Genomic DNA, 20,865 nt, shown 5'->3' on the forward strand with positions numbered 1-20,865 from the left:
AAAGTTAAAGCTTAACGTTTCTTTTTCTTTTTTGAATGGAATTTTTTTTTATTTGGTGAAGTAAATTTCTTTTTAAAAGTGTCTTTTGAGACTTCTTCTGTTTTGGAAGAATCAGCTAGCATTTGGTTTATAATACCCATTTCTTTTGACGTCAATTCTCTCCATTCTCCAACTTTTAAAGTACCTAAACTTACATTCATAATCCTAGTACGTTGTAGTTTGGTAACCTCAAAATTCAAATATTGACACATTCTTCTAATTTGACGATTTAACCCTTGGGTTAATACAATTTTAAAGGTATTTTGATTTACTTTTTCAACCTTGCATTTTTTTGTAATGGTTCCTAAAATTGGAATTCCATGACTCATTTTTTGTATAAACTCTTCTGTAATGGGTTTATTTACCGTAACTATATATTCTTTTTGATGGTTGTTACCAGCGCGTAAAATTTTATTTACAATGTCTCCATCGTTTGTTAAAAATATTAATCCTTCAGAAGGTTTATCTAATCTTCCAATAGGGAAGAGCCTTTCCGTGTGATTGATAAATTTGACGATATTTTTACGTTCTTTTGAATCTGTTGTACAAACAATACCTACAGGTTTATTTAAAGCAATGTATAGTGTTTTGGGTTTTTGTTTTAGGGGTTGTCCATTAATTTTTACAATATCACCTTCAAAAACTCTATTCCCTAATTGTGTAGGTTTTCCATTGATAGTTACTTTTCCTTCAATAATTAATTTTTCAGCATCTCTTCGAGAACAAATGCCTGTACTACTAATGTATTTATTTAGGTTTATTGAATTATCATTTGATTTTTCCACCATAAGCTATTTAAAGCCGCGAAGTTACTAAATAATATCAATTTTTAGTTTTAAGAAGTTTTATACTCACCGTATTTTTACAATTGCTTTAAATCTGTAATCAAAAATTTCTTTTAAATTGGTAGGTGAATTTTATGTATTTAATAAATAGCCACTAATTATATGAGTTTAGTAATTTTAGAACTCATAGGATTTGTAATGGAGTAAAAGACATCAATTAGTTTTCCATTTTCATCAATTAGATATTTTTGAAAGTTCCATTTAACAGAAGAACTCAATTTACCATTATTTTCTTTTTTGGTTAACCAATTATAAATGGGGTGTTGATTTGCTCCTTTTACATCCACTTTTTCGGTAAGTGTAAAAGTAATACCATAGTTTTGTTGACAAAACGTTTTTATTTCTAATAAACTTCCTGGCTCTTGCCCTCCAAATTGATTGCAAGGAATTCCTATAATTACCAATTTATCTTGATAAGCTTCATATAATTTTTGTAAATCGGCATATTGTTTGGTAAAACCACATTCTGAAGCTACATTAACAATAAGTATTTTTTTTCCTTTAAATTTGTTAAAATCAATAGTGTTGCCATTAATATCATTAATGCTATAGTTATAAATTGTTTGTTCTTGGTTCATAACTGAGGTGTTTTTTATATTAAAAGTACCTAAAAGTGTGATTATTGATGCTATTGAAATACTTGTAATTTTTACTAAATTTATCATTATTTATATATTGTTTAATAAAATTATAACAAAACTAAAATTAAACAAAAAATAGAACTTATTAGATGTTGGTTGTTAATTTTGTGTGAAAACAAAAAAGATATATGGATATTGCATATATCTTTAGTCTAAATTTTTATGATAGAGATCTAATTAATTAAATATTAATCATCAACTATACCAAAACAAACTTTCGTGTTAACTCTGTATTCAACAATTTTATTTTCGTTTACAGTTGCTTGCATTTCTTTTATATAAACAGATTTAATGTTTTTAATGGTTTTAGCTGCTTCATTAATTACATTTTGCACGGCATCTTCAAAACTAACATTTGAGTTACCTAATATTTCAACGACTTTTAAAACGGACATAATAACAATATTTAAAATTAATAATAATAACAAGTTATAACGCATTGTATTAAAATGAAATGATATTACTCAATTTTTAAAATTCTAATGAATATAAATAGGTGAAATTTTTATAAAAACACTGTTGATACATATCATTCATCTTACTTTAAGGAATCATTAATTTTAGTTTATAAAAGCTAAGAAGATGAAAAAAATTATAGCCACGTTAAGTTTTTTAATATTATTAGGGTGTTCATCAACTAGATTTGTGGATAGTTGGAAAAATAATAAAATACCGTTGTTTAAGCCTAATAAAATATTAGTGATTGGTATAACGGATAATTTAACAGCTCGGAAATTATTTGAAGAAAAATTAAAGAAAAAATTACTTGATAGAGGTATGAATGCAGAAGAAAGTATGTTAGTAATTGATAAAATGTTTACGAGCACTAAAAGAACCGAAAACGAAATTGATGAATTGATAAAAGGGTTATATTCAAAAGGCTATGACGCTGTTATTATAAATACTTTGAAAGGAGTTGAAGAAAAAAGAAAATACTCTGATAATTTTTATGATTTAAATTACAACTGGACACCCTTTACAAGATATTACTTTAGATTTCAAGATATTTACTTTACACCTCAGTATTATGAAGAGTACAAAGTATATCATATTGAAACTTCAATTTATAATATTAATGTTGAAGAAAATAAATCGTTGGTTTGGGTTGGTGCGTTTAATATAGTAAATCCGCAATCTATGAAAACGGTGATTAATGATTATACTTTGGCAGTAATAAAACAATTAGAAAAAGAACACTTGATAAATTAACAATTAAATTTATTATTTATAATTAGCTTCATTAAAACTTAGTAAAGGTATTTTGGTTTGTGATTCCATTCGTTTAACCAAGTCTTTATGAAATAATTTTTTTAAAAATCCAATTTGTTCTCTTTCTAGCATAGCTACTAAATCTGCATTTACTTCTTTTAAATAAATGTTGAGAATTTCAAAAATATCATCAGAATAAAATAAATCAAACTCTAAATTGTCATATAGAATTTTTTGAAGTAAAATTTCTTTAAACCACTCCATTTGTAATTGTCCGTCATATTCATTTTTGGTTGAAATGTGGGTAATTTTAATTTTTGGTTTAAAAGGTTTAAATAATTTTATTAGTTTAGAAATTGCAATGATATCTTCTTGTTCAAAATCGGTTGCATAAACGATAGTTTCTAGTTTGTTTAAAGTATTTTTTTCAGGAACTGCTAAAACTGCGCAAGGAGCTTTTTCAATTAATTGTTTTGTTGTGCTACCCATTATAAATTCTTCAAAAATATTTTTTCCTTTCATACCCGTTATAATCACTGAAGCATTTACTTCTTTAGATTTTGAGATAATCCCTTTAATAATTGAGTCATTTTCAACAACCTCTGTATTTATTTTTTTAAGACCATGTTTCTTATCCATATGATCTGAACAAAACTTTTGAAGTGTTGCTTTTTTGTATTTATAAGTCTCATCTCTTGGAAGCAAATAAGGAGCATTTAAATCAGAACTTAACGAAGAAATATCAAAAACATGAATAACCCATAAGTTAGCCTTAACCCTAGAACTTAATTCTAATGCATATTTAAAAGCATCTACTGAATTACTAGAAAAATCGGTTGCATATACTATTGTTTTCACCTTAAAAGATGTATTAAATTAGTAACTGTTTAAAGTTAAAAATGTAATGCTCATATTTAAATGATATATCTCAATTTTAAAACTTTTATGAATGATAACGATCATTTTTTTCTACTCTATTCTTCAATAATTTTAATAAAAATAAAACTACTGTCATGAAAAAAGAGTTAATTTTTAATTCAGATTTACATTTTGAACATAAACTATGGAGGAGAGAGTTATTATTTTGGGAAGATGAGTTAAAATCATTCAACTTAAGGTTAGATGAGTTAGTAAATAGGTGGACAAATAAAGAAATGTTAGCTCAATTAGAACATTATCAAAACCAGTTTATACTTCAAGAAAATAACATTGATAAACTTCAAAATGAAATTAATATTCATGAAACTAATATATCCAAAAGTACAAAGCAAGGCAAAGATTTGTTAGATATTCATCTAGTTAAAAATCATATCGAGTTTAGAAATAAAATGGAAGTTCAACGCCATATATATAGAGATTTAAAAAAAGAATTTTTCACTTTTTTATCAAGCTATATGTAGTTGAAAGTGTTTTTAATAACTACTATCATCGTTTTTATTGATACTGGTCATTTGAAAAATCTTAAATAAATACTCCCTTTGTATAAATAAATGAATAAATAAATAAAGTAATAACTATGGAAACACCACAAGTACAAGAGCAAATAACTGCAATGCCACGTATAGGAGATAAAGCACCTAACTTTAATGCAGTAACCACACAAGGAACTATAAATTTTCCAGAAGATTATAAAGGAAAATGGGTAATATTATTTAGTCATCCAGCAGACTTTACTCCAGTTTGTACCTCAGAGTTTATGACTTTTGCAAAATTAGATGATAAATTTAATAAAGCGAATTGTAAGCTAGTTGGTTTATCAATTGATGGGTTGTATAGTCATATTGCTTGGTTAAGAACCATAAAAGATAAAATTAAGTACAAAGATATGCAGAATATGGAGGTTAAATTTCCATTAATAGAGGATATAACTATGGAAGTTGCCAAAAAATATGGAATGATTCAACCAGGAGAAAGTAAAACACAGGCTGTAAGAGCTGTATTTTTTATTGATCCAAAAGGAATTATAAGAGCCATTATTTATTACCCATTAAGCTTAGGTAGAAATTTTGATGAAATTTATAGAGCTTTAATAGCAATGCAAACATCAGATGAGTTTTCAGTTGCAACTCCCGCAGATTGGAATCCTGGAGATGATGTAATAGTATCACCAGCAGGAAATTGTGGCGTTGCAGAAAATAGGATGGAAGGTAAGGAAGAAGGTTTAACCTGTGAAGATTGGTTTTTTTGTACCAAAAAGCTAGATAAAGATAAAATATTAAATGCAATTTTGAAGAACTAGTTTTTGATGAGGTTGCATTAGTATTTTAAATAAAGTTCCATTTCTCTAAATTGTTTAACTTAGAGAAATGGAACTTTAATAAATGAAATAGTACTTTAAAATAACTATGATATTTCAATCATTTTTGGTTTGTGTTTTTTAACTTCTTCTTTTTTAGCAAGTGTAAATTTTAGAATACCATTTTTATACGTTGCTTTCACTTTTTCGTCAATAATAGTATTAGGCAGTTCAAGTGATCTTTCAAAAGAATTATAACTGAACTCTTTTCTAGTGTAGTTAACATCCTTTTCTTCTTTAGATTCTGATTTTTTAGCGGAAATATTTAAACATCCGTCATCAATAGAAACTTCAAAGTCTTTTTTCTCAAAGCCAGGAGCTGCTAATTCAATTTCGTACTCATTTTCTTTTTCTTTAATATTTAAAGCTGGTTCACCAACTTTTTTTAACCAAAATCGATCGTTAAAAAAATCGTCAGTATCAAAAAAATCTGAAGTAATTAAATTGCTCCAAGGGCCTCTTTTTTTAAAATTAATTAGTGACATAATTTAGAGTTTTTAATTAAACATTTTATGTAATCAAAATTAACTTCAAAAAAGAGTTTTTAAAATGATCTCTATCAATTTGATATTAAAAATCATCAATTATCACAAAAAACCTTATAAATAGCCGGTTTTATAGGGTTGTATTGATAAATATTTTATAAAAAAAACTACTATTTTGATAATTATCAACTTATTTTGTTTGTACCTTTAATTTTTATAAAGTAAAAATAATTAACTACTCAAAAGAGACTTGTGTTGTGAAGAGTAAATAAGAATATTAATTATGAAGAAAATTATTAATTATTTATTACAAGGGGTATTGTACATTGCACCTTTAGGAATAACAGCATATATTATTTATACTGTTTTTATGTTTATGGATAGTATTTCTCAAAAATTAATAACTAAATTTTTTGATATTGAAATCCCTGGACTTGGAGTGTTATCACTTTTAATTTTTTTAATTTTTGTAGGCTTTTTAGGAAGAACTATTATTGCTCAACCTTTGAAAACAATTTTTAGAAAAGTAATTGAACGAATTCCTTTATTAAAATTTGTTTATACAGCATTAAATGATCTGTTTTCGGCTTTTGTTGGAAAAGAAAAAAAGTTTAGCCAGCCAGTATTGGTAAAAGTAAATATGGTTTCTAATTTAGAAAAACTTGGATTTATAACAGAAGAAAATCTTGAAGTGTTAGATGAATTGGATAAAGTGGCAGTTTATTTCCCTCATTCGTACAATTTTTCAGGTGAATTATTTATAGTTCCAAAAGAACATATAAAGCCTGTAAATATAAACTCAAGTCAAGTGATGAAATTTATAGTATCTGCAGGTTTAACAGGTTGGGATAAAGATTAAATATAGAAAAATCCTTACATTTTATGTTATGCTTTTTCGGAGGAAAAAGAGGCTCCGCAATATATTCAAATATATACTGTGACTATTATATTGTATTCACTGTATAATACTCATCTACTGCAATGATAATAGGTGTTTTAAATAGCTCTTCAGTTCGTGTGTTATTTGATAAGTTTTGATATTTTTGTGAAAAGGTGGGCTAAATATGGACTAACTATTGTAATTTTGTATTGTAACTTAAATTTATGGCAACTATTAATTTACTTATTCAAAGCAAAAAAGATCCGGCAACTATCTATATAAGATTACGTGATGGAAAAATTCTTGATATTAAAGCAAAAACTAACTACCATATAAATCCCATTGATTGGGATAAATCCAGGCAAAGACCATTGAAAAAGTTATTAAAAGATATTAAATACGCTAATCTAGAAACCGATTTGTTGGCATTGAAAAGCAATCTGTTGATGGAATACAATAAGGCAAAGGGTAATGATACTATAAACTCACAGTGGTTAAAAGATTTTATTAATCCACCAAAAGAAGAAGAGAAATTTTCTGATAGATTAGTTGAATATATTGATACATATATTGATTTTAAAAAAAATGATGTTGCTAAAGCTACAATAGTTAAATGTAATGTCATTAAACAATTGCTGATACGCTATGAAAAACATATTGGTAGTAGCCTATTGATAAATGATATTAATAATGATTTCAAACGAAGTTTTGAAAAATATTGCTTAAATGAAGGATATGCTAAAAACACCACAGCAAAAAATATTAGATATATAAAATCATTTTGTAAGCATGCAAAATCAAACGGAATAGAGACTCATCCACAACTTGATAGTTTAAAAACAAAATATTATAAAGTAGATCATATATACTTATCTGAAGCTGAGATTAAGAAAATAGAAAAATTAAAAGTTGATGAATTAACAGATGGATTAAAAAATGCTAAAGATTGGTTGTTAATTAGCTGTTATTGTGGTCAAAGAGTGTCTGATTTTATGCGTTTTAAAAAATCTATGATTAGATATGAAGAAAACAAAAAAGGAAAATTAAAGCCATTATTAGAGTTTACTCAGGTTAAAACCGGGAAAGTAATGACTATACCGTTACACAAAAAAATAATGAGAATACTAGAAAATTATGATGGTGAATTCCCAAAAAAGATTTCAGACCAACGATATAACGAGCATATTAAAAAAGTTTGCGAGAAAGCAAAAATTAAAGTTTTAACGTTAGGTACTAAGTTTAATCGTGAATCTAAACAAAAGGAAACAAAGAAGTATCCTAAGTGGGAATTGGTAACTTCTCATATTGGAAGGCGTTCATTTGCAACAAATAATTATGGTAAAATTCCAACATCATTTTTAATGCATATGACCGGTCATACTACTGAGAAAATGTTTTTAACCTACATTGGTAAAAGCAATAAGGATATTGCTATGGAATTAACTAAATATTTTTAAATTTAGACATAATGATTAAATATAACTTTTTAAATGGATTTATTGAAAGACTCAATACATATGAAATTATTCGTTCACTCACATTTTTTTCTTTATACAATGAGTGGTTTCTCGAGGTTTCGCTGGAATTACATGATGAAATTTTAGAAAACTTATCGTTGACTACAACAGATAAAAAGAATTATTTAAAATATGTAAGGAAACAGGCTTCTGAAAAAGTTGTTTATCAAAATGACAATAAGTTTCTGGAAAAATGGATTAAAAAATATCAATTAGAAGAATCTAAATTCCCATTTATAGATAATGAAGAAGTTCAAATGCTATTAGATACTGATGTTAAAGATCCAGTTTTGGATTATAAGAAGAAAAAGCTTTGTACAAATATTCAAATGGACTTCTATTGCCATGCTGCCATGATTGAAAAATATAAAATGATTGCTTTTATTGATGATTTACTTGAAAATGGCAAAGAAAAGTCATACAAAAACGAAGTTTGGTTTGAGGTTGGAGTATTGTTGGCATCAGGTAAATTAGGTAAATATTATATAATCAATACTAAAGGTGAAATAAGTTTAAAGAATACTTATACAGCACCTAGAGTTGCTGAGGAATTAGGTGATAATAAATATAATAAGATTATTTTAGCAACTTTGAACGATTACAGTTCAAATAATTCAAATGGAAATAAAAACATTTTCAACAATCGTGATAAAATGTTAAAAATAATATCTCATTGCAAAGAGCAAAATATTCCTGTAATACCTTATTTTACTAAGCGTTTACCACTTGAATAAAACCTATGCAATATTTAGTACTGACATAGTACCAGTACCACAAAGAGTACCAAACATATAGAAATATTTTTGACCTAAGAATTTAAAGAATATAGGTCATGAAAAACAGTATTATACTTCAAGAGCTTACAGTTGAAGAACTAAAAGAACTAATAGGCTCAACAGTAAAGAAAAATGTAGCTGAACTTCACAAGGAGCTACAATCCAAAAAATTTACTGAGGAACTGCTCACCAGGGATGCAGCGTGTAAGTTTCTTAAAATCGATAGTTCCACACTTTGGAGTTGGACAAAAAAAGGCAAGGTAAAAGCTTATGGCATAGGTGCAAGACGCTATTATAAGCGTAGTGAGTTGTTGGAATGTCTAACCTTATTAAAAAAATAAGGCTATGGACACATCTATTAAAAACAAATATCTGGAACTAGCAGAAAAACTGAGAATTAGCCAAGATGAAGAATTTGCTAAGCCTCAAATTGCATTAAAGCAAGAAAACTTGAAATCTGATGGCTTTACAACTACAGGTACTTTAGGCAACTTCAGTGTTGTAATTGGTAAAGCTAAAAGTAGAAAAACTTTTTACACAGGTATATTAGTTTCAGCTGCAATAAATAACGATTTAATATTTGGCAGATACAAAGGTGAATTACCAAAAGAACAAAGTAACGTAGTATATTTCGATACAGAACAAGGTAAGCATCACGTACAAAAAGCTCAACACCGCATTTGCAGTCTAGCCAAAAAAGATAAATCGAAAAATCTACATGTTTACCATTTACGTGCATTAAATCCTAGTGAACGGTTAAAAGTTATAGAAGCAGTAATATATGAAAACGACAACATAGGATTGGTTGTTATTGATGGAATTAGAGATCTAGTAACATCTATAAATGACGAAGAGCAAGCTACTAATATTTCAAGTAAGTTGTTAAAATGGTCGGAAGAGCGAAACATACATATTATTGTCGTATTGCATCAAAACAAAGGTAATGACTATGCTAGAGGGCATTTAGGCTCAGAATTAATCCACAAAGCTGAACTAGTAATTTCTGTTACAAAGCAAAAAGAAAATGAAGACATTTCAATTGTTAAACCTGAATATTCCAGGGATATAGAGCCTGAACCATTTGCGTTTACAATAATTGATGGACTACCGAGTGCTGTAGATAATTTTGTTGAAAAAACAGTAAACAGGAGTAGTAAAATAAAGCTAGTTCATTTGCAGGATGAAGCCAAGAAAAAGCTACTAAAAGAGGTTTTTAGCAATAAAAACAGTTTTACTTATAGTGCACTTGTAAAACAAATAAAAGGTTCATTTAGCAAGCTTTTTAAAAAGCTAGTAGGTGATAATCAAGCCAAATATTTTATTACAGAATGTAAAAAATATGGCTGGATTAATCAAAAAACACCAAAAGGAGAGTACACACTTTCATCTTCAATGGATCCACCTTAGGTTTAGGTTTATCGGTTTAGTTTAGCGTGTATATATACACGCATAAACTAAACCGACAGACGATAGGTTTAAACTAATAATTTAAGTGAAAAATATTAAAAATATAAGAATTATGAAATACGAAAAAGCAATCATAATTGCAGAAAAAATTAAAAAACAATTAGCTCCACATTGCGAGCGTATAGAAATAGCAGGAAGCATTAGACGTAAAAAACCTAATGTTGGAGACATTGAAATAGTTGCAATACCAAAACCCTACGATGTGGGATTATTTGAAAGTGGCATAGCAACAGTTGTGAAGAAATGGGAAAAAGTTAAAGGTGAATTGCCTTGTAAATATACTCAGCGAATATTACCTGAAGGAATTAAACTCGATTTATTTTTTGCTGAGCGTGATAATTGGGGTAACATTTTTGCATTAAGAACAGGTAGTGCATCCTATTCACATTTAGAACTAGCCTCAAGATGGCGTTCAATGGGATATAATAGTGAAGGTGGCTATCTTTTCAGAGATGGAGAACGAATAGCTGTTGGTGAAGAAGAAGATTTGTTCAAATTATTACATATGCCATATGTACCACCTGAGAAACGAAATTATTAATTTTTATAAAAATTCTATCTGAAGGAGGATTAATGCAGATTTTGATTATTATTAAGTTCTCCAGGGATAGCATAAAAATATTGTGCAAAGGATTGTTTAATTCTAACTTTTTAAGTTAAAATGTAAAATTCACTTAATAAATGAGAAACCAGGGGTATCCAAATAAAACCATTTTCATTATATTTTACAGTTTTTGATGTTTTAGGTATATAGTAATAATATAGCATTAACAGCTTCTCTGGAGCTTATTCCAACTAGTTGCTGAAAATAATGAACAATTAAAAAAATTAACTTTTAAAATTATAATTAAATTTACTAAAGAGAAAGAGGTGCTATATATATAACACAATTTTACATCTTTTCTATTAGGAGTGTATAAAAAGTAATTATAATTCTGAAAATAATTTGAATTAATAATTAACTAAATACTCTCTATAGAAAAATCCAAATTAGTTTGAAGACATGTAATGTACTTTAGATAGACATAACATTATCTTTCTTAATTTAAAATAATTCTAAACTTTCATATTAATATTTTTCTTAATTTTAAAATAGTTAAAAAATTGCTTTTTTAAACACTACTATTTTATAAAAGGAAAAGTTGTTAAAACAAGTAATTTTTTAATAATTTGAAATCCAATAAACAAAATACAAACATACGTTTATCCGGAAATTATTAACCTAAAAACAGTTATATTTGTTTGAATATAACAAGTTGGGCACAATGTGAACAAAATTCGTTAAAATTAGATTGTTCCATATTTTTGGACTAAATTTGTCCTAAATTATTTGTCGAAAAATATGGTAACAACTTTTGGAGAATATATAAAGCAGCGAAGAACGGAATTAGGATTTCCTATGAGGAAAGTTGCTTCACATTTAGATATTGACACTTCTACTTACGGAAAAATTGAACGAGAAGAAAGAACTTTATCTAGTGAATTAATGCCGAATTTGGCTGAAATCCTCGAAACAGAATATAAAGAATTACTTAATCATTATCACTCAACAAAAGTAATTCAACAACTTAAAGATTATTCAGACTACAAAGACGTTTTAAATATTGTAAATGAACAATTAGAACTCTATATTTCTAATCAAATTAGACTTTCATTTCAAAAAAAGTGGACTGAAAAAGAATTTGAATTTCCGAATCGAACAACAAAAGTTGCAACCTTGTTTTCTGGAATTGGAGCAATAGAATATGCTTTTAAACGCTTAAACTTAAATACTGAAATTGTCTTTGCAAGCGATATTGACAAGTTTGCAAAGCAAAGCTATTTTGAAAATTACGACATAGACGAATCACGTTGGTACAATGACGTAAAAGACGTAAACGGTAAAAAATACAAAGGAGAAATTGACATTTTAGTTGGAGGAAGTCCTTGTCAATCATTTTCAATGGTTGGAAAACGAAAAGGATTAAAAGATACAAGAGGTACGCTTTTCTATGAATTTGCAAGAATCGTAAAAGAAAGTCAACCAAAAGTGTTCATTTTTGAAAATGTAAAAGGCTTAATCAACCACGACAAAGGAAATACGTTTGAAACAATCAAAGCAACGTTTGACGAACTTGGTTATCGTTATTTTTACCAAGTTTTAAACGCAAAAGATTACGGAATGCCACAACACAGAGAACGCATTTTTGTAATTGGATTTAAAGACAAATCAATAGATTTTGAATTTCCAGAGCCAATTCAATTAGAACACAAAATGCAAGATTTTCTTGAAGATTACACCGATAGCAAGTATTATCTAAAAGAAAAAGGTGTAAAATTCGTTACAAGCACAAAAAATCGTAAAAAGCGTTACACTCAAATTAATGGCGAAATTGCACTTTGTCAAAAAGCAAATCAGCAATTTAATTGGCACGGAGATTTCGTTTATGAAAACCAAAACGAACAAGAATTTGACGAATTTATTTTTGACGTAAACGCAGTTGAAGAAAAGTATTATTTATCGGATAAGGTTAAAAAATATGTGCTTTCAGAAGGTACAAAAAACTTTAAAACGAGAATTAAAACCGATTTAGAAGTAGCTCGTCCTCTACTTCAATCAATGCACAAAATGCATAGAGCTGGAGTTGATAATTATGTTACTCATAACAAAGGTAGAATACGAAAATTAACACCTAAAGAGTGCTTGCGTTTAATGGGCTTTAGAGACGATTTTAAACAAATCGTTAGTGATACACAAATGTATCGACAAGCAGGAAATAGTATCGTAGTTGATGTACTAATTGCTATTTTAAAACAAATGGATATTACAAAATTTGCAGACCCAATCAATGAATAATTTTCAAAAAATAAAAATAGACGGAAACGAGTATTTTATAATTGACTCGATTCAGAATTTAAGAGCAGAAGACAGTTTTATATTCAGAAAGAATAAATTGACAATGTTCAAGGGTAATGGAGAATCAAGAAAATATGTAGGTAGTTACACAGGTTTGAGCGGAGAAAGATTAAGCGATTTTTTTGAATATAATGATTGGGGAAAAGGAAAAGAAAACGGCAAACGAGTTTATACTCAAATTCAAGAAAAATGCTTTTTCAGTAAATCCAATTTATTAAAATATCTTTATGATGCTCGTATAGAATATCAGAAACAAGAACAAGTTTACAAATTTGATATAGCAGAATTTTACAATGAACACGTTGAAAAAGTGAATAACTTGGAAAGTGATAAAATTTTCTTTTCAATTTATGATGTTTCAGATTTTGTTAGCAACAAATTAAACAGAGGTTACATTCGGTCTGATAGCGATATTTGGGACATTTGGCGAAAATTAGTTTTGCCAAAAATTAGCTATTTATCAATCTTAAAACTAATTCCAGTAAATGGTCAAGAACAAAATATAACACCACTTTACTATTTTAGGATTCTTTTAGACTATCAATTTAGGTCTATTGTTCACCCAAAATTATCAACTTCAACGACTGAAATTGTTGTTAAAGAAAAAGCACAGCGAGTTACAAAAAAGACACCTTCAAGAGAAGGTCAACAACAATACAGAAAGAAAGTAATTGAACATATGCCACAATGTCCGTTTACAAAAATTTCAGACGAAAGACTTTTAATTGCAAGTCATATAAAGCCTTATAGAGCTTGTATCAATGAAGATAAAGTAAGTGAGGCAATTGACTATTATAATGGTTTAGCATTATCGCCAACTTATGATAAGCTATTTGACCAAGGCTATATCACTTTTACAGACAATGGACAATTAATTTGTGGAACTCAATTAACAGCTTACACTTGGGAAAGGCTAAACATAAACCCAAACGCAAAGAATGTTATGAGAATTTATCCCGAAAAACGAGAGGATTACTTGGAATATCATAGGCAAAATGTATTTCAAGATGACATTAACGATTTGATATAAAAACACTGTGCCCAACAATGTGTATAAGTAATAGCGGTTTAAGTGATAAAATTAAAGTATAAACATAAAACAAAGGTCAGTGCAAAACCGAAAGTTTCGTGAGTAGAAATCCGCTACTACTCATACACCAAACCGTTAGCAAATATTGTCCTCACTCAAACCTAGAAAAATAGCGAATTAAAACTAATAGATTTTTATCACAAAAAAGGAATTTCAAAATGCTGAACACTCTCTCGCTCGTGAAATTTTGCGTGGGAATTTTCTCAAATGTGAAATTAGAAAACGTGAGAATTTACTTAAACTCGAAAAACCAAAATTGCGGAATTTCCAATCAATCGTGAAATTTAGCAAGTATGAGGTTTTGAGTAGAAAATGAAAAATATAAATTGCGGAATTCTTACTCAAAAGCTGAATTTAGGAATTTAATTAATGAACAAAGGAGAATAAAAAAAACATTTGCTAACACCGCATAAAAAAAATTGCTAAATTGTGCTTCATCAAAGTTGTTGCATTTTTGCACACTTCTGAATTTCCGTTGGAAATTCCTCGTGCACAAAAACGCAACTCTTTTTATACAACCACGTTATGCGTAAACGGAAAAAACCAACCTGATAAAACTTAAATTATTCCCAATTATATATATTTTAACTTTTTTAAACTCACATTTTATTACTATTGACAGATAAATAATAATTAAAAAATTGTATGAAAAATATTTTGCCATTAATGTCTCTTCTTTTAATCAACTTTCTAGGATACTCACAAGAAATTAAAATGAGTGGTCAAATCATCGATTCCGAAACAAAAAAACCGATTGAATTTGTAAATATTGGAATCCTAAATAAGAATTTAGGAACTGTATCTGATTTACAAGGAAAATTTAATTTTAATACTTCTAAAGAATATATTAAAGACAGTATTACAATTAGTCACATAAATTACCAGTCTGTTAAAATTCCTGTTTTAGCAATTAAAAATCAAATTGTTCTGTTAGATCCGAGAACAAATGAACTCTCAGAAATAATTGTAACAAATAGAAAAAAAAGTTCAAGAAAGATTGGTGTTAAAACATATAACCCTCTACTTTGGCTTGGTGGAATTTCTAAGAATAATGATATTATTGAAAATGCTCAAAGAATAAATATCCCTAATAAATCCGTAAGAGTAAAATTTGTGAATATTTATCTAAGAAAAGGATTTGAATCAGACAGTACATTTGTGAGAATAAATTTCTATAAAAACAAGAATGATGAGCCTGGAGATAGAATAATTTTTCAAAATATAATTCAGAAAAAAAAGATAGAAACTGGTTGGCTTCAAATTGATTTAACTCACGATTCCATTTATCTTGACGAAGATTTTTTTATTGGAGTTGAGTTTATGCCAAATTTTGAAAAATCTCAAGATGTTTATATTGGAGCAATTTTGACTAAAGGAAAAGGATTCTCACGGAGAAGTAGTCAAGGAAAATGGAATAAATTACAAGGAGCTTCAACGATAAATGTTGAAATTGAATATTGAGAAAAGTCTACGCATAACAACGCACATAAAAAATTGCTTAATTCGAAAAAGTATGATATTTACAATAAATAAAAATACTAATTTTAAACATCGGAAAATTGTGGTTTCAAATCCGCAACTTTTCATGTCCAAACCGTTACCCAACATAGGAATTGAAAACTTACAGACGAAATAATAAACAACTGAAATCGATATTAAAAGAAAATCTATTGGTTTTAATATTGTTGATAATTTTTGGTCCTCTATATGTTGGATTTAAAAATGGAAAAATTTATGAGTCAGACTCATTATTGATTATTATTTTTATTGGAGTAGTTGCAGTTATGAATATTCCTGCTTTTATTTTATACCTCAATTATTACTTTGAGAATAAAAACACAGAATTTCAGATTGATACAAATAATGGAATTATAAAAATCGTGAAAAATGGGATTATAAAAGAATATGAAATTAACCAAATAGAAAAATCCACTTATAATTTAGGAATTTATTATAAAAACGCTATTGACAAAGGAATGAGAATACCAATGACAATTTCTAATTTAGGTTATTGGGATTTGAAATTCAAAAATGGAGATAGATATTATTTGACAAATCTATTACACGATTTTTTATTAGAAAATCCAATAATTAAAAACACTAAATATCGATTTAGATTTTATCAATACATTGACAAATCCGACACTTATAAAACTGCCGAATTAAAAAGAGTTCGAGAAAAAAGTTTGATTGAAAAATTTGTTGAACAATATGATAATAAATCAGAAAAACAATTGAAAGATATTTTAGATAATAAGAAACATTATCAGATTGAGGCAGTTAAAGCAGCTGAAATAGTTCTGAATAAAAAAACGTTGGGTAACACCTCATAAAATTTATGCTTAAATTTGAACTAATACAAACGACAAACATTCAACAAACGATTTGCTACGTCAGAAAAATCTCCGATTTTCCAAACGCACAAATCTTATAAAAAATCGTTGTGGGTAATTTATGAAAAGATGATAAAAATCAATATATATTAACTTTTTTCTTAAGTTATTTGTAAAGATTTGATAAAAGATTTAAGAATTTAAAATGCTATGATCAAATTCTTCAATAAAATTTGAAAAGCAATCCTATAAATAATTTAAAAATTTAAGCATCATTATACGTTTAATGAATGATTTAATTTAACCTTAAGTGGAGTTCAGAAACCACTATAATAAACGAGGTGAAACCGAAAAACCTAAAGAGTAGGATATTAATATCAAAAATTTAATTATGAAAAAAATTATCTTAAAATCAATGTTTATTTTGTCAACTGTACTTTTATTTTCAAGTTGTGCAGCAGGTTTATCTGGAATAATGTCAGATTCAGCTGCTTTGAGCTCAAATAATTTTACTTACGCCAAAAAAAATGTTCAAGGAATGTCTCAAGCAACCTATGTTCTAGGTTTTGGAGGAATGAAAAGAGAAGCAATTGTAAATGAAGCTAAAGCAAAAATGTTAGAGAATAATTCTCTACAAAACAACCAAGCTATTGCAAATTTGAGTGTTGATTTTAAATATTCAAGCTTTTTAGGTATTGTAAATACTGTAAAATGTTATGTTAGCGCAGATATAGTTGAATTCAAATAAAACTACATCTTAAAGAAAGTGAGTTTTATAAGATACTTTAGTATCTTATAAAACTCACTTTCTAAATTTAAATATAATAGATATGAAAAATAAAATATTGCAATTTATTTCTCTGATTTTAAGTCTAACAATATTAGTTTCTAGTTGTTCAAGCACAACATTAATTAGCTCAATTCCAAGTGACTCTAAACTTTATGTAAATGGAGAATTAGTTGGTAAAACTCCATTCAAATATAGAGATTCAAAAATAGTTGGAAGTTCAAATACAGTAAGAATTGAAAGTGAAGGTTACGAGACATACAATACTACATTTACAAAAGATGAGGAAGTAAATGTTGGAGCAATGATTGGAGGATTTTTTTTTCTAGTCCCTTTTTTATGGGTAATGAAATATAAAAAAAGTAGACTTTACGAATTAAATCCAATAAAAGATTAAATAACTCTGACAAAAAACTACCCACAACAACTGGTATATTTTATTGTTTGGTTCTAGCACACTTACGAAAACCCTATCGGATTTTCTTGGTCAGTAATTATTTACTAAATTTATAGCTAAATCACTCAACAAAACATACCAAAAACCGTTGGGCGTCATTAAAGAAAACCCGAACAAACATTGAACAGAATTGAATAAATGAAAGCAAACGAAACGAAAGTAGAAGACTTTTTATCTTCAAATAAGACTCAATTTGTAATTCCAGTTTACCAAAGAAATTATGATTGGTCAACAAGTCAATGTAAACAACTTTTAGACGACATTTTGGAAGTCGGAACAAGTAGCAAAATGAATGCACACTTTATTGGTAGTGTAGTTTATGTTCACGATGATGTTTATACTTCTTCACGAATAAAAGAACTGACTGTAATTGACGGTCAGCAAAGATTGACTACTTTGACATTAATTTATTTGGCTCTTTATCGTTTGGCAATTGAAATTGGAGATAAAGGACTTGAAGCAGAAATTTCAGAAACATATCTCACAAACAAGTTTGCACCAGAAGAAGAAAAATTAAAACTTCGACCAACTGAAAATAACGACAAAGCAATTAAATACCTTTTAAGAAGCGATAAGGATGAAGAGTTTAGCGAATTCTCAAAAGTAATTGACAACTTCAACTACTTTAAAAGCAGGATAACTGAAGAAAATTTTGAGTTCGTATTGAAAGGACTTTCAAAACTGATGTTTGTAGAAATTTCGCTTGATAGAGAAAAAGACGACCCTCAAAGAATTTTTGAAAGTTTAAACTCAACAGGTCTTGAATTATCACAAGCGGACTTAATTAGAAACTATATTTTAATGGGTCTCAATCGCAGAGACCAAAACAAGATTTATAACAACTATTGGGAAATCATTGAGAAACTCGCAAAAGATGAAACCCTGAATACAAGCAAAGTTTCTGATTTTATTAGAGATTATTTGACACTAGTAAACAATAAAATCCCGAACAAAAGCAAAGTTTATTTGGAGTTTAAAGCAAAGTTTCCAACAACTGACTTACAAGAATTAGAAACAAATCTTTCACCAATAAAATCGCTTGTTAAGTTCTATAATAAACTACTGAATCCAAAGAACGAGACAGACAAAGACATAAGATTACAACTTGAATACATAAATAGACTTGAAATAAATGTGGCTTATCCGTTTTTAATGAAAGTTTATGAAGACTATTCAGAAAACGTAATTGATAAAGCAACATTTATAAAAGTTTTGGATTTCATACAATCCTTTGCTTGGAGAAGATTTATTGTTGGTTTGCCAACAAACGCACTGAATAAAATATTTATGACACTTTACGAAAAAGTGGATAAAAACGATTATTTATTGTCTTTGCAAAAATGGTTACTAAAAAGACCAGGTTCACAACGTTTTCCAAAAAACAAAGAAGTTGTTGAAAGCCTGAAACTAAAAGATGTTTACAACATAAAATCCAAAAACAGAACTTACCTACTTGAACGACTTGAGAATTTTGAAAATAACGAACCAGTAATAATTGAAGGAAACGCAGATATAACCATAGAACATATTTTTCCGCAAAACCCTGACCCGAAATGGAAAGTGGATTTAGGAGCAGATGAATACAACTTAATCAAAGAAACCTATTTGAACACAATTGGTAATTTGACATTGTCAGGTAACAATGGAAAACTTGGAAACAAACCATTTGTGTTTAAAAGAGATTTAGAAAATGCAGGTTATAAAGACAGTCGCTTGTGGCTTAATAAATATTTGTCGATTGCAGACAAATGGGATAAAGCAGAAATAGAAAGACGCTTTGACCTTCTTGCAGAACGATTTTTGAAAATTTGGCAAATGCCAGAAATCGAATTAGAAGAAAGAGACGAAAATAATGAAGTAAATATCTTTGAAGCAGAAGACCCAAAGCATAAAAAATTAGAGTATGCTATCTTCTTCGACCAAAAAATAGAAGTTAATCAAGTCGCTAAATTGTATGTAGAAGTATTTAAGCAACTTTTTGACTTACAGCCAGAGACATTTTTCACAACAGACTTGGCTGAGAAAATAACATTAACCAAAAACCCAAAAGAAGGAAATCCGAGACAAGCAGTTGCAATAAACGATACTTATTTCATTGAAGGAAACATTGACAATATTGGGAAATTTGAGAAGATAAAACACGCATTAACGATATTTGATTCAGAAGATGAATTGACAATAAAGTATGCGGAAAAAGAATAACGAACGCCCAACAATGTGTATAAGCAATAGCGGGTTTAGTGCTAAATTGAAACGAAATGAATATTAATAAAGGTAAGTGTTTAACCGAAAAGTTAGTGGGTTTTAATCCGCTACTGCTCATACACTAGACCGTTGTAAGTAATTTAAACCAACAAAATATGAAACAAAAATTATTATTGACATTACTATTGATTTTTAGTATCAAATCATTTTCACAAGAATCTAAATTCAGTCTTGAATTAAATTATCCAATTCCGATTGACAACAATTTTATCGGTGAAAATTATAACGGAATAATTGACATTGGTGCTGACTATCGAATTGTAAACCTTAATCCTGTGAATCTTGGAGTTTCACTTAATGCAGGAGTTTTAACGAATAATGTAAATGAAAATAATGGATTGCAAAATTTTAAAATAACATCTTATGTTATTCAACCGAGAATATTCGCAGAATTGGATTTGGAATCAATAGAGAGATTTCATCCATCTGTTGGATTAGGATATACGATTATGGATTTTAATGCTTCTGGAACCAATAACGGATTTGACGTTTCAGATGCAAGCGACACTCAAAGCGGATTTAATTTTAATTTTGGACTTGCTTACGATATTACTGAGAAACTTTTTGTTCAAGTTCAATATGACTTTGTCAAACTCGGAGTTGATAATGATGTTCCAGATATAAAATTCAATACGAATGTGAATATTTTAAAAATTGGACTTGGATACCGACTATAAAAAAACTACTTACAACAATGGCTATAAGTAATTGCTTGTTCTCGCCTACTTCTGAAAATCCTCTCGGATTTTCAGTTTGGTGTTTACTTGCTAAGTTAAGTACTAACCCACGCAACTACTCATAGCCGAGACCGTTAACCACAACAGGGCAAAACGATTTAGTTGGTTATGAATAAGTTGATTAACAAATTAAAATTAAGTTCTT

At 28.2% G+C, this 20,865-nt stretch carries 22 protein-coding genes; 17 read left to right on the forward strand and 5 right to left on the reverse strand.

The genetic code is table 11. The features are described from left to right. Window positions 1–11 precede the first annotated feature (11 nt). The 3 genes from rluF to Q0714_RS13715 all read right to left on the reverse strand — a co-directional run bounded on the left by rluF (window position 12) and on the right by Q0714_RS13715 (window position 1,920). Window positions 12–827 carry a 23S rRNA pseudouridine(2604) synthase RluF gene (gene rluF, locus Q0714_RS13705; RefSeq protein WP_298266028.1) on the reverse strand — a complete coding sequence of 272 codons (816 nt, stop codon included), beginning with the start codon at window positions 825–827 and terminating at the stop codon, window positions 12–14. Between the two features lie 155 nt (window positions 828–982). Then, the gene (locus Q0714_RS13710) at window positions 983–1,462 is read right to left on the reverse strand and encodes a glutathione peroxidase (RefSeq protein ID WP_298266078.1); all 480 of its coding nucleotides are present in this window, start codon (window positions 1,460–1,462) and stop codon (window positions 983–985) included. A gap of 251 nt (window positions 1,463–1,713) precedes the next feature. Beyond that, a complete protein-coding gene (locus Q0714_RS13715) occupies window positions 1,714–1,920 on the reverse strand; it encodes a dodecin family protein (RefSeq protein WP_298266030.1) in 207 nt (68 codons plus the stop codon). A 187-nt stretch (window positions 1,921–2,107) separates the two neighbouring features. Between Q0714_RS13715 and Q0714_RS13720 the strand changes: the two genes are divergently transcribed. After that, entirely contained in the window at window positions 2,108–2,734 is a 627-nt protein-coding gene (locus tag Q0714_RS13720) for a hypothetical protein (RefSeq protein WP_298266039.1), read from the forward strand. A 12-nt stretch (window positions 2,735–2,746) separates the two neighbouring features. Here the strand turns inward: Q0714_RS13720 and Q0714_RS13725 are convergent, their stop codons facing one another. Beyond that, window positions 2,747–3,592, reverse strand: a complete 846-nt coding sequence (locus Q0714_RS13725) for a universal stress protein (RefSeq protein WP_298266042.1) — start codon at window positions 3,590–3,592, stop codon at window positions 2,747–2,749. A gap of 155 nt (window positions 3,593–3,747) precedes the next feature. Between Q0714_RS13725 and Q0714_RS13730 the strand changes: the two genes are divergently transcribed. After that, window positions 3,748–4,134: a hypothetical protein gene (locus tag Q0714_RS13730; protein WP_298266044.1), complete on the forward strand. Its 387-nt coding sequence runs from the start codon at window positions 3,748–3,750 to the stop codon at window positions 4,132–4,134. Window positions 4,135–4,250: 116 nt separating this feature from the next. Next, window positions 4,251–4,973, forward strand: coding sequence for a peroxiredoxin (locus Q0714_RS13735; RefSeq protein ID WP_298266046.1), 723 nt, complete (start codon window positions 4,251–4,253; stop codon window positions 4,971–4,973). Window positions 4,974–5,077: 104 nt separating this feature from the next. Here the strand turns inward: Q0714_RS13735 and Q0714_RS13740 are convergent, their stop codons facing one another. Next, a complete protein-coding gene (locus tag Q0714_RS13740) occupies window positions 5,078–5,515 on the reverse strand; it encodes an Hsp20/alpha crystallin family protein (protein ID WP_298266048.1) in 438 nt (145 codons plus the stop codon). 283 nt (window positions 5,516–5,798) lie between these two features. On the opposite strand from Q0714_RS13740, the gene Q0714_RS13745 reads away from it, so the two are divergent. The 14 genes from Q0714_RS13745 (at window position 5,799) to Q0714_RS13810 (ending at window position 20,660) form a co-directional block, all read left to right on the forward strand. Continuing rightward, a complete protein-coding gene (locus Q0714_RS13745; RefSeq protein ID WP_298266050.1) occupies window positions 5,799–6,374 on the forward strand; it encodes a DUF502 domain-containing protein in 576 nt (191 codons plus the stop codon). 245 nt (window positions 6,375–6,619) lie between these two features. After that, window positions 6,620–7,852: a phage integrase SAM-like domain-containing protein gene (locus tag Q0714_RS13750; RefSeq protein WP_298266052.1), complete on the forward strand. Its 1,233-nt coding sequence runs from the start codon at window positions 6,620–6,622 to the stop codon at window positions 7,850–7,852. 11 nt (window positions 7,853–7,863) lie between these two features. Further along, a complete protein-coding gene (locus Q0714_RS13755; protein WP_298266054.1) occupies window positions 7,864–8,646 on the forward strand; it encodes a hypothetical protein in 783 nt (260 codons plus the stop codon). Between the two features lie 98 nt (window positions 8,647–8,744). Beyond that, on the forward strand, window positions 8,745–9,029 hold the full coding sequence (locus Q0714_RS13760) for a helix-turn-helix domain-containing protein (protein WP_298266056.1): 285 nt from the start codon (window positions 8,745–8,747) through the stop codon (window positions 9,027–9,029). Window positions 9,030–9,033: 4 nt separating this feature from the next. Further along, a complete protein-coding gene (locus Q0714_RS13765) occupies window positions 9,034–10,095 on the forward strand; it encodes an AAA family ATPase (RefSeq protein ID WP_298266058.1) in 1,062 nt (353 codons plus the stop codon). A gap of 112 nt (window positions 10,096–10,207) precedes the next feature. Beyond that, the gene (locus Q0714_RS13770) at window positions 10,208–10,696 is read left to right on the forward strand and encodes a hypothetical protein (RefSeq protein ID WP_298266060.1); all 489 of its coding nucleotides are present in this window, start codon (window positions 10,208–10,210) and stop codon (window positions 10,694–10,696) included. 801 nt (window positions 10,697–11,497) lie between these two features. Further along, window positions 11,498–12,991 (forward strand): DNA (cytosine-5-)-methyltransferase, encoded by a 1,494-nt coding sequence (gene dcm, locus Q0714_RS13775; RefSeq protein WP_298266062.1) that lies wholly within the window; start codon window positions 11,498–11,500, stop codon window positions 12,989–12,991. Further along, window positions 12,984–14,081 (forward strand): HNH endonuclease, encoded by a 1,098-nt coding sequence (locus tag Q0714_RS13780; RefSeq protein WP_298266064.1) that lies wholly within the window; start codon window positions 12,984–12,986, stop codon window positions 14,079–14,081. Before dcm ends, Q0714_RS13780 begins: the two co-directional genes overlap by 8 nt. 705 nt (window positions 14,082–14,786) lie before the next feature. After that, a complete protein-coding gene (locus Q0714_RS13785; protein ID WP_298266066.1) occupies window positions 14,787–15,602 on the forward strand; it encodes a carboxypeptidase-like regulatory domain-containing protein in 816 nt (271 codons plus the stop codon). A gap of 209 nt (window positions 15,603–15,811) precedes the next feature. Continuing rightward, window positions 15,812–16,474 (forward strand): hypothetical protein, encoded by a 663-nt coding sequence (locus Q0714_RS13790; RefSeq protein ID WP_298266068.1) that lies wholly within the window; start codon window positions 15,812–15,814, stop codon window positions 16,472–16,474. A gap of 391 nt (window positions 16,475–16,865) precedes the next feature. Continuing rightward, complete coding sequence (locus Q0714_RS13795; RefSeq protein WP_298266070.1) at window positions 16,866–17,222, forward strand: DUF6567 family protein; 357 nt, start codon at window positions 16,866–16,868, stop codon at window positions 17,220–17,222. Between the two features lie 82 nt (window positions 17,223–17,304). Next, the gene (locus Q0714_RS13800) at window positions 17,305–17,658 is read left to right on the forward strand and encodes a PEGA domain-containing protein (RefSeq protein WP_298266072.1); all 354 of its coding nucleotides are present in this window, start codon (window positions 17,305–17,307) and stop codon (window positions 17,656–17,658) included. Window positions 17,659–17,856: 198 nt separating this feature from the next. Next, the gene (locus Q0714_RS13805) at window positions 17,857–19,920 is read left to right on the forward strand and encodes a DUF262 domain-containing protein (protein ID WP_298266074.1); all 2,064 of its coding nucleotides are present in this window, start codon (window positions 17,857–17,859) and stop codon (window positions 19,918–19,920) included. A 158-nt stretch (window positions 19,921–20,078) separates the two neighbouring features. After that, the gene (locus tag Q0714_RS13810; protein ID WP_298266076.1) at window positions 20,079–20,660 is read left to right on the forward strand and encodes an outer membrane protein; all 582 of its coding nucleotides are present in this window, start codon (window positions 20,079–20,081) and stop codon (window positions 20,658–20,660) included. Window positions 20,661–20,865: the final 205 nt, after the last annotated feature.

Origin of the sequence: uncultured Lutibacter sp. (genome assembly GCF_947493565.1) — a bacterium.
GTDB lineage: Bacteria > Bacteroidota > Bacteroidia > Flavobacteriales > Flavobacteriaceae > Lutibacter > Lutibacter aestuarii.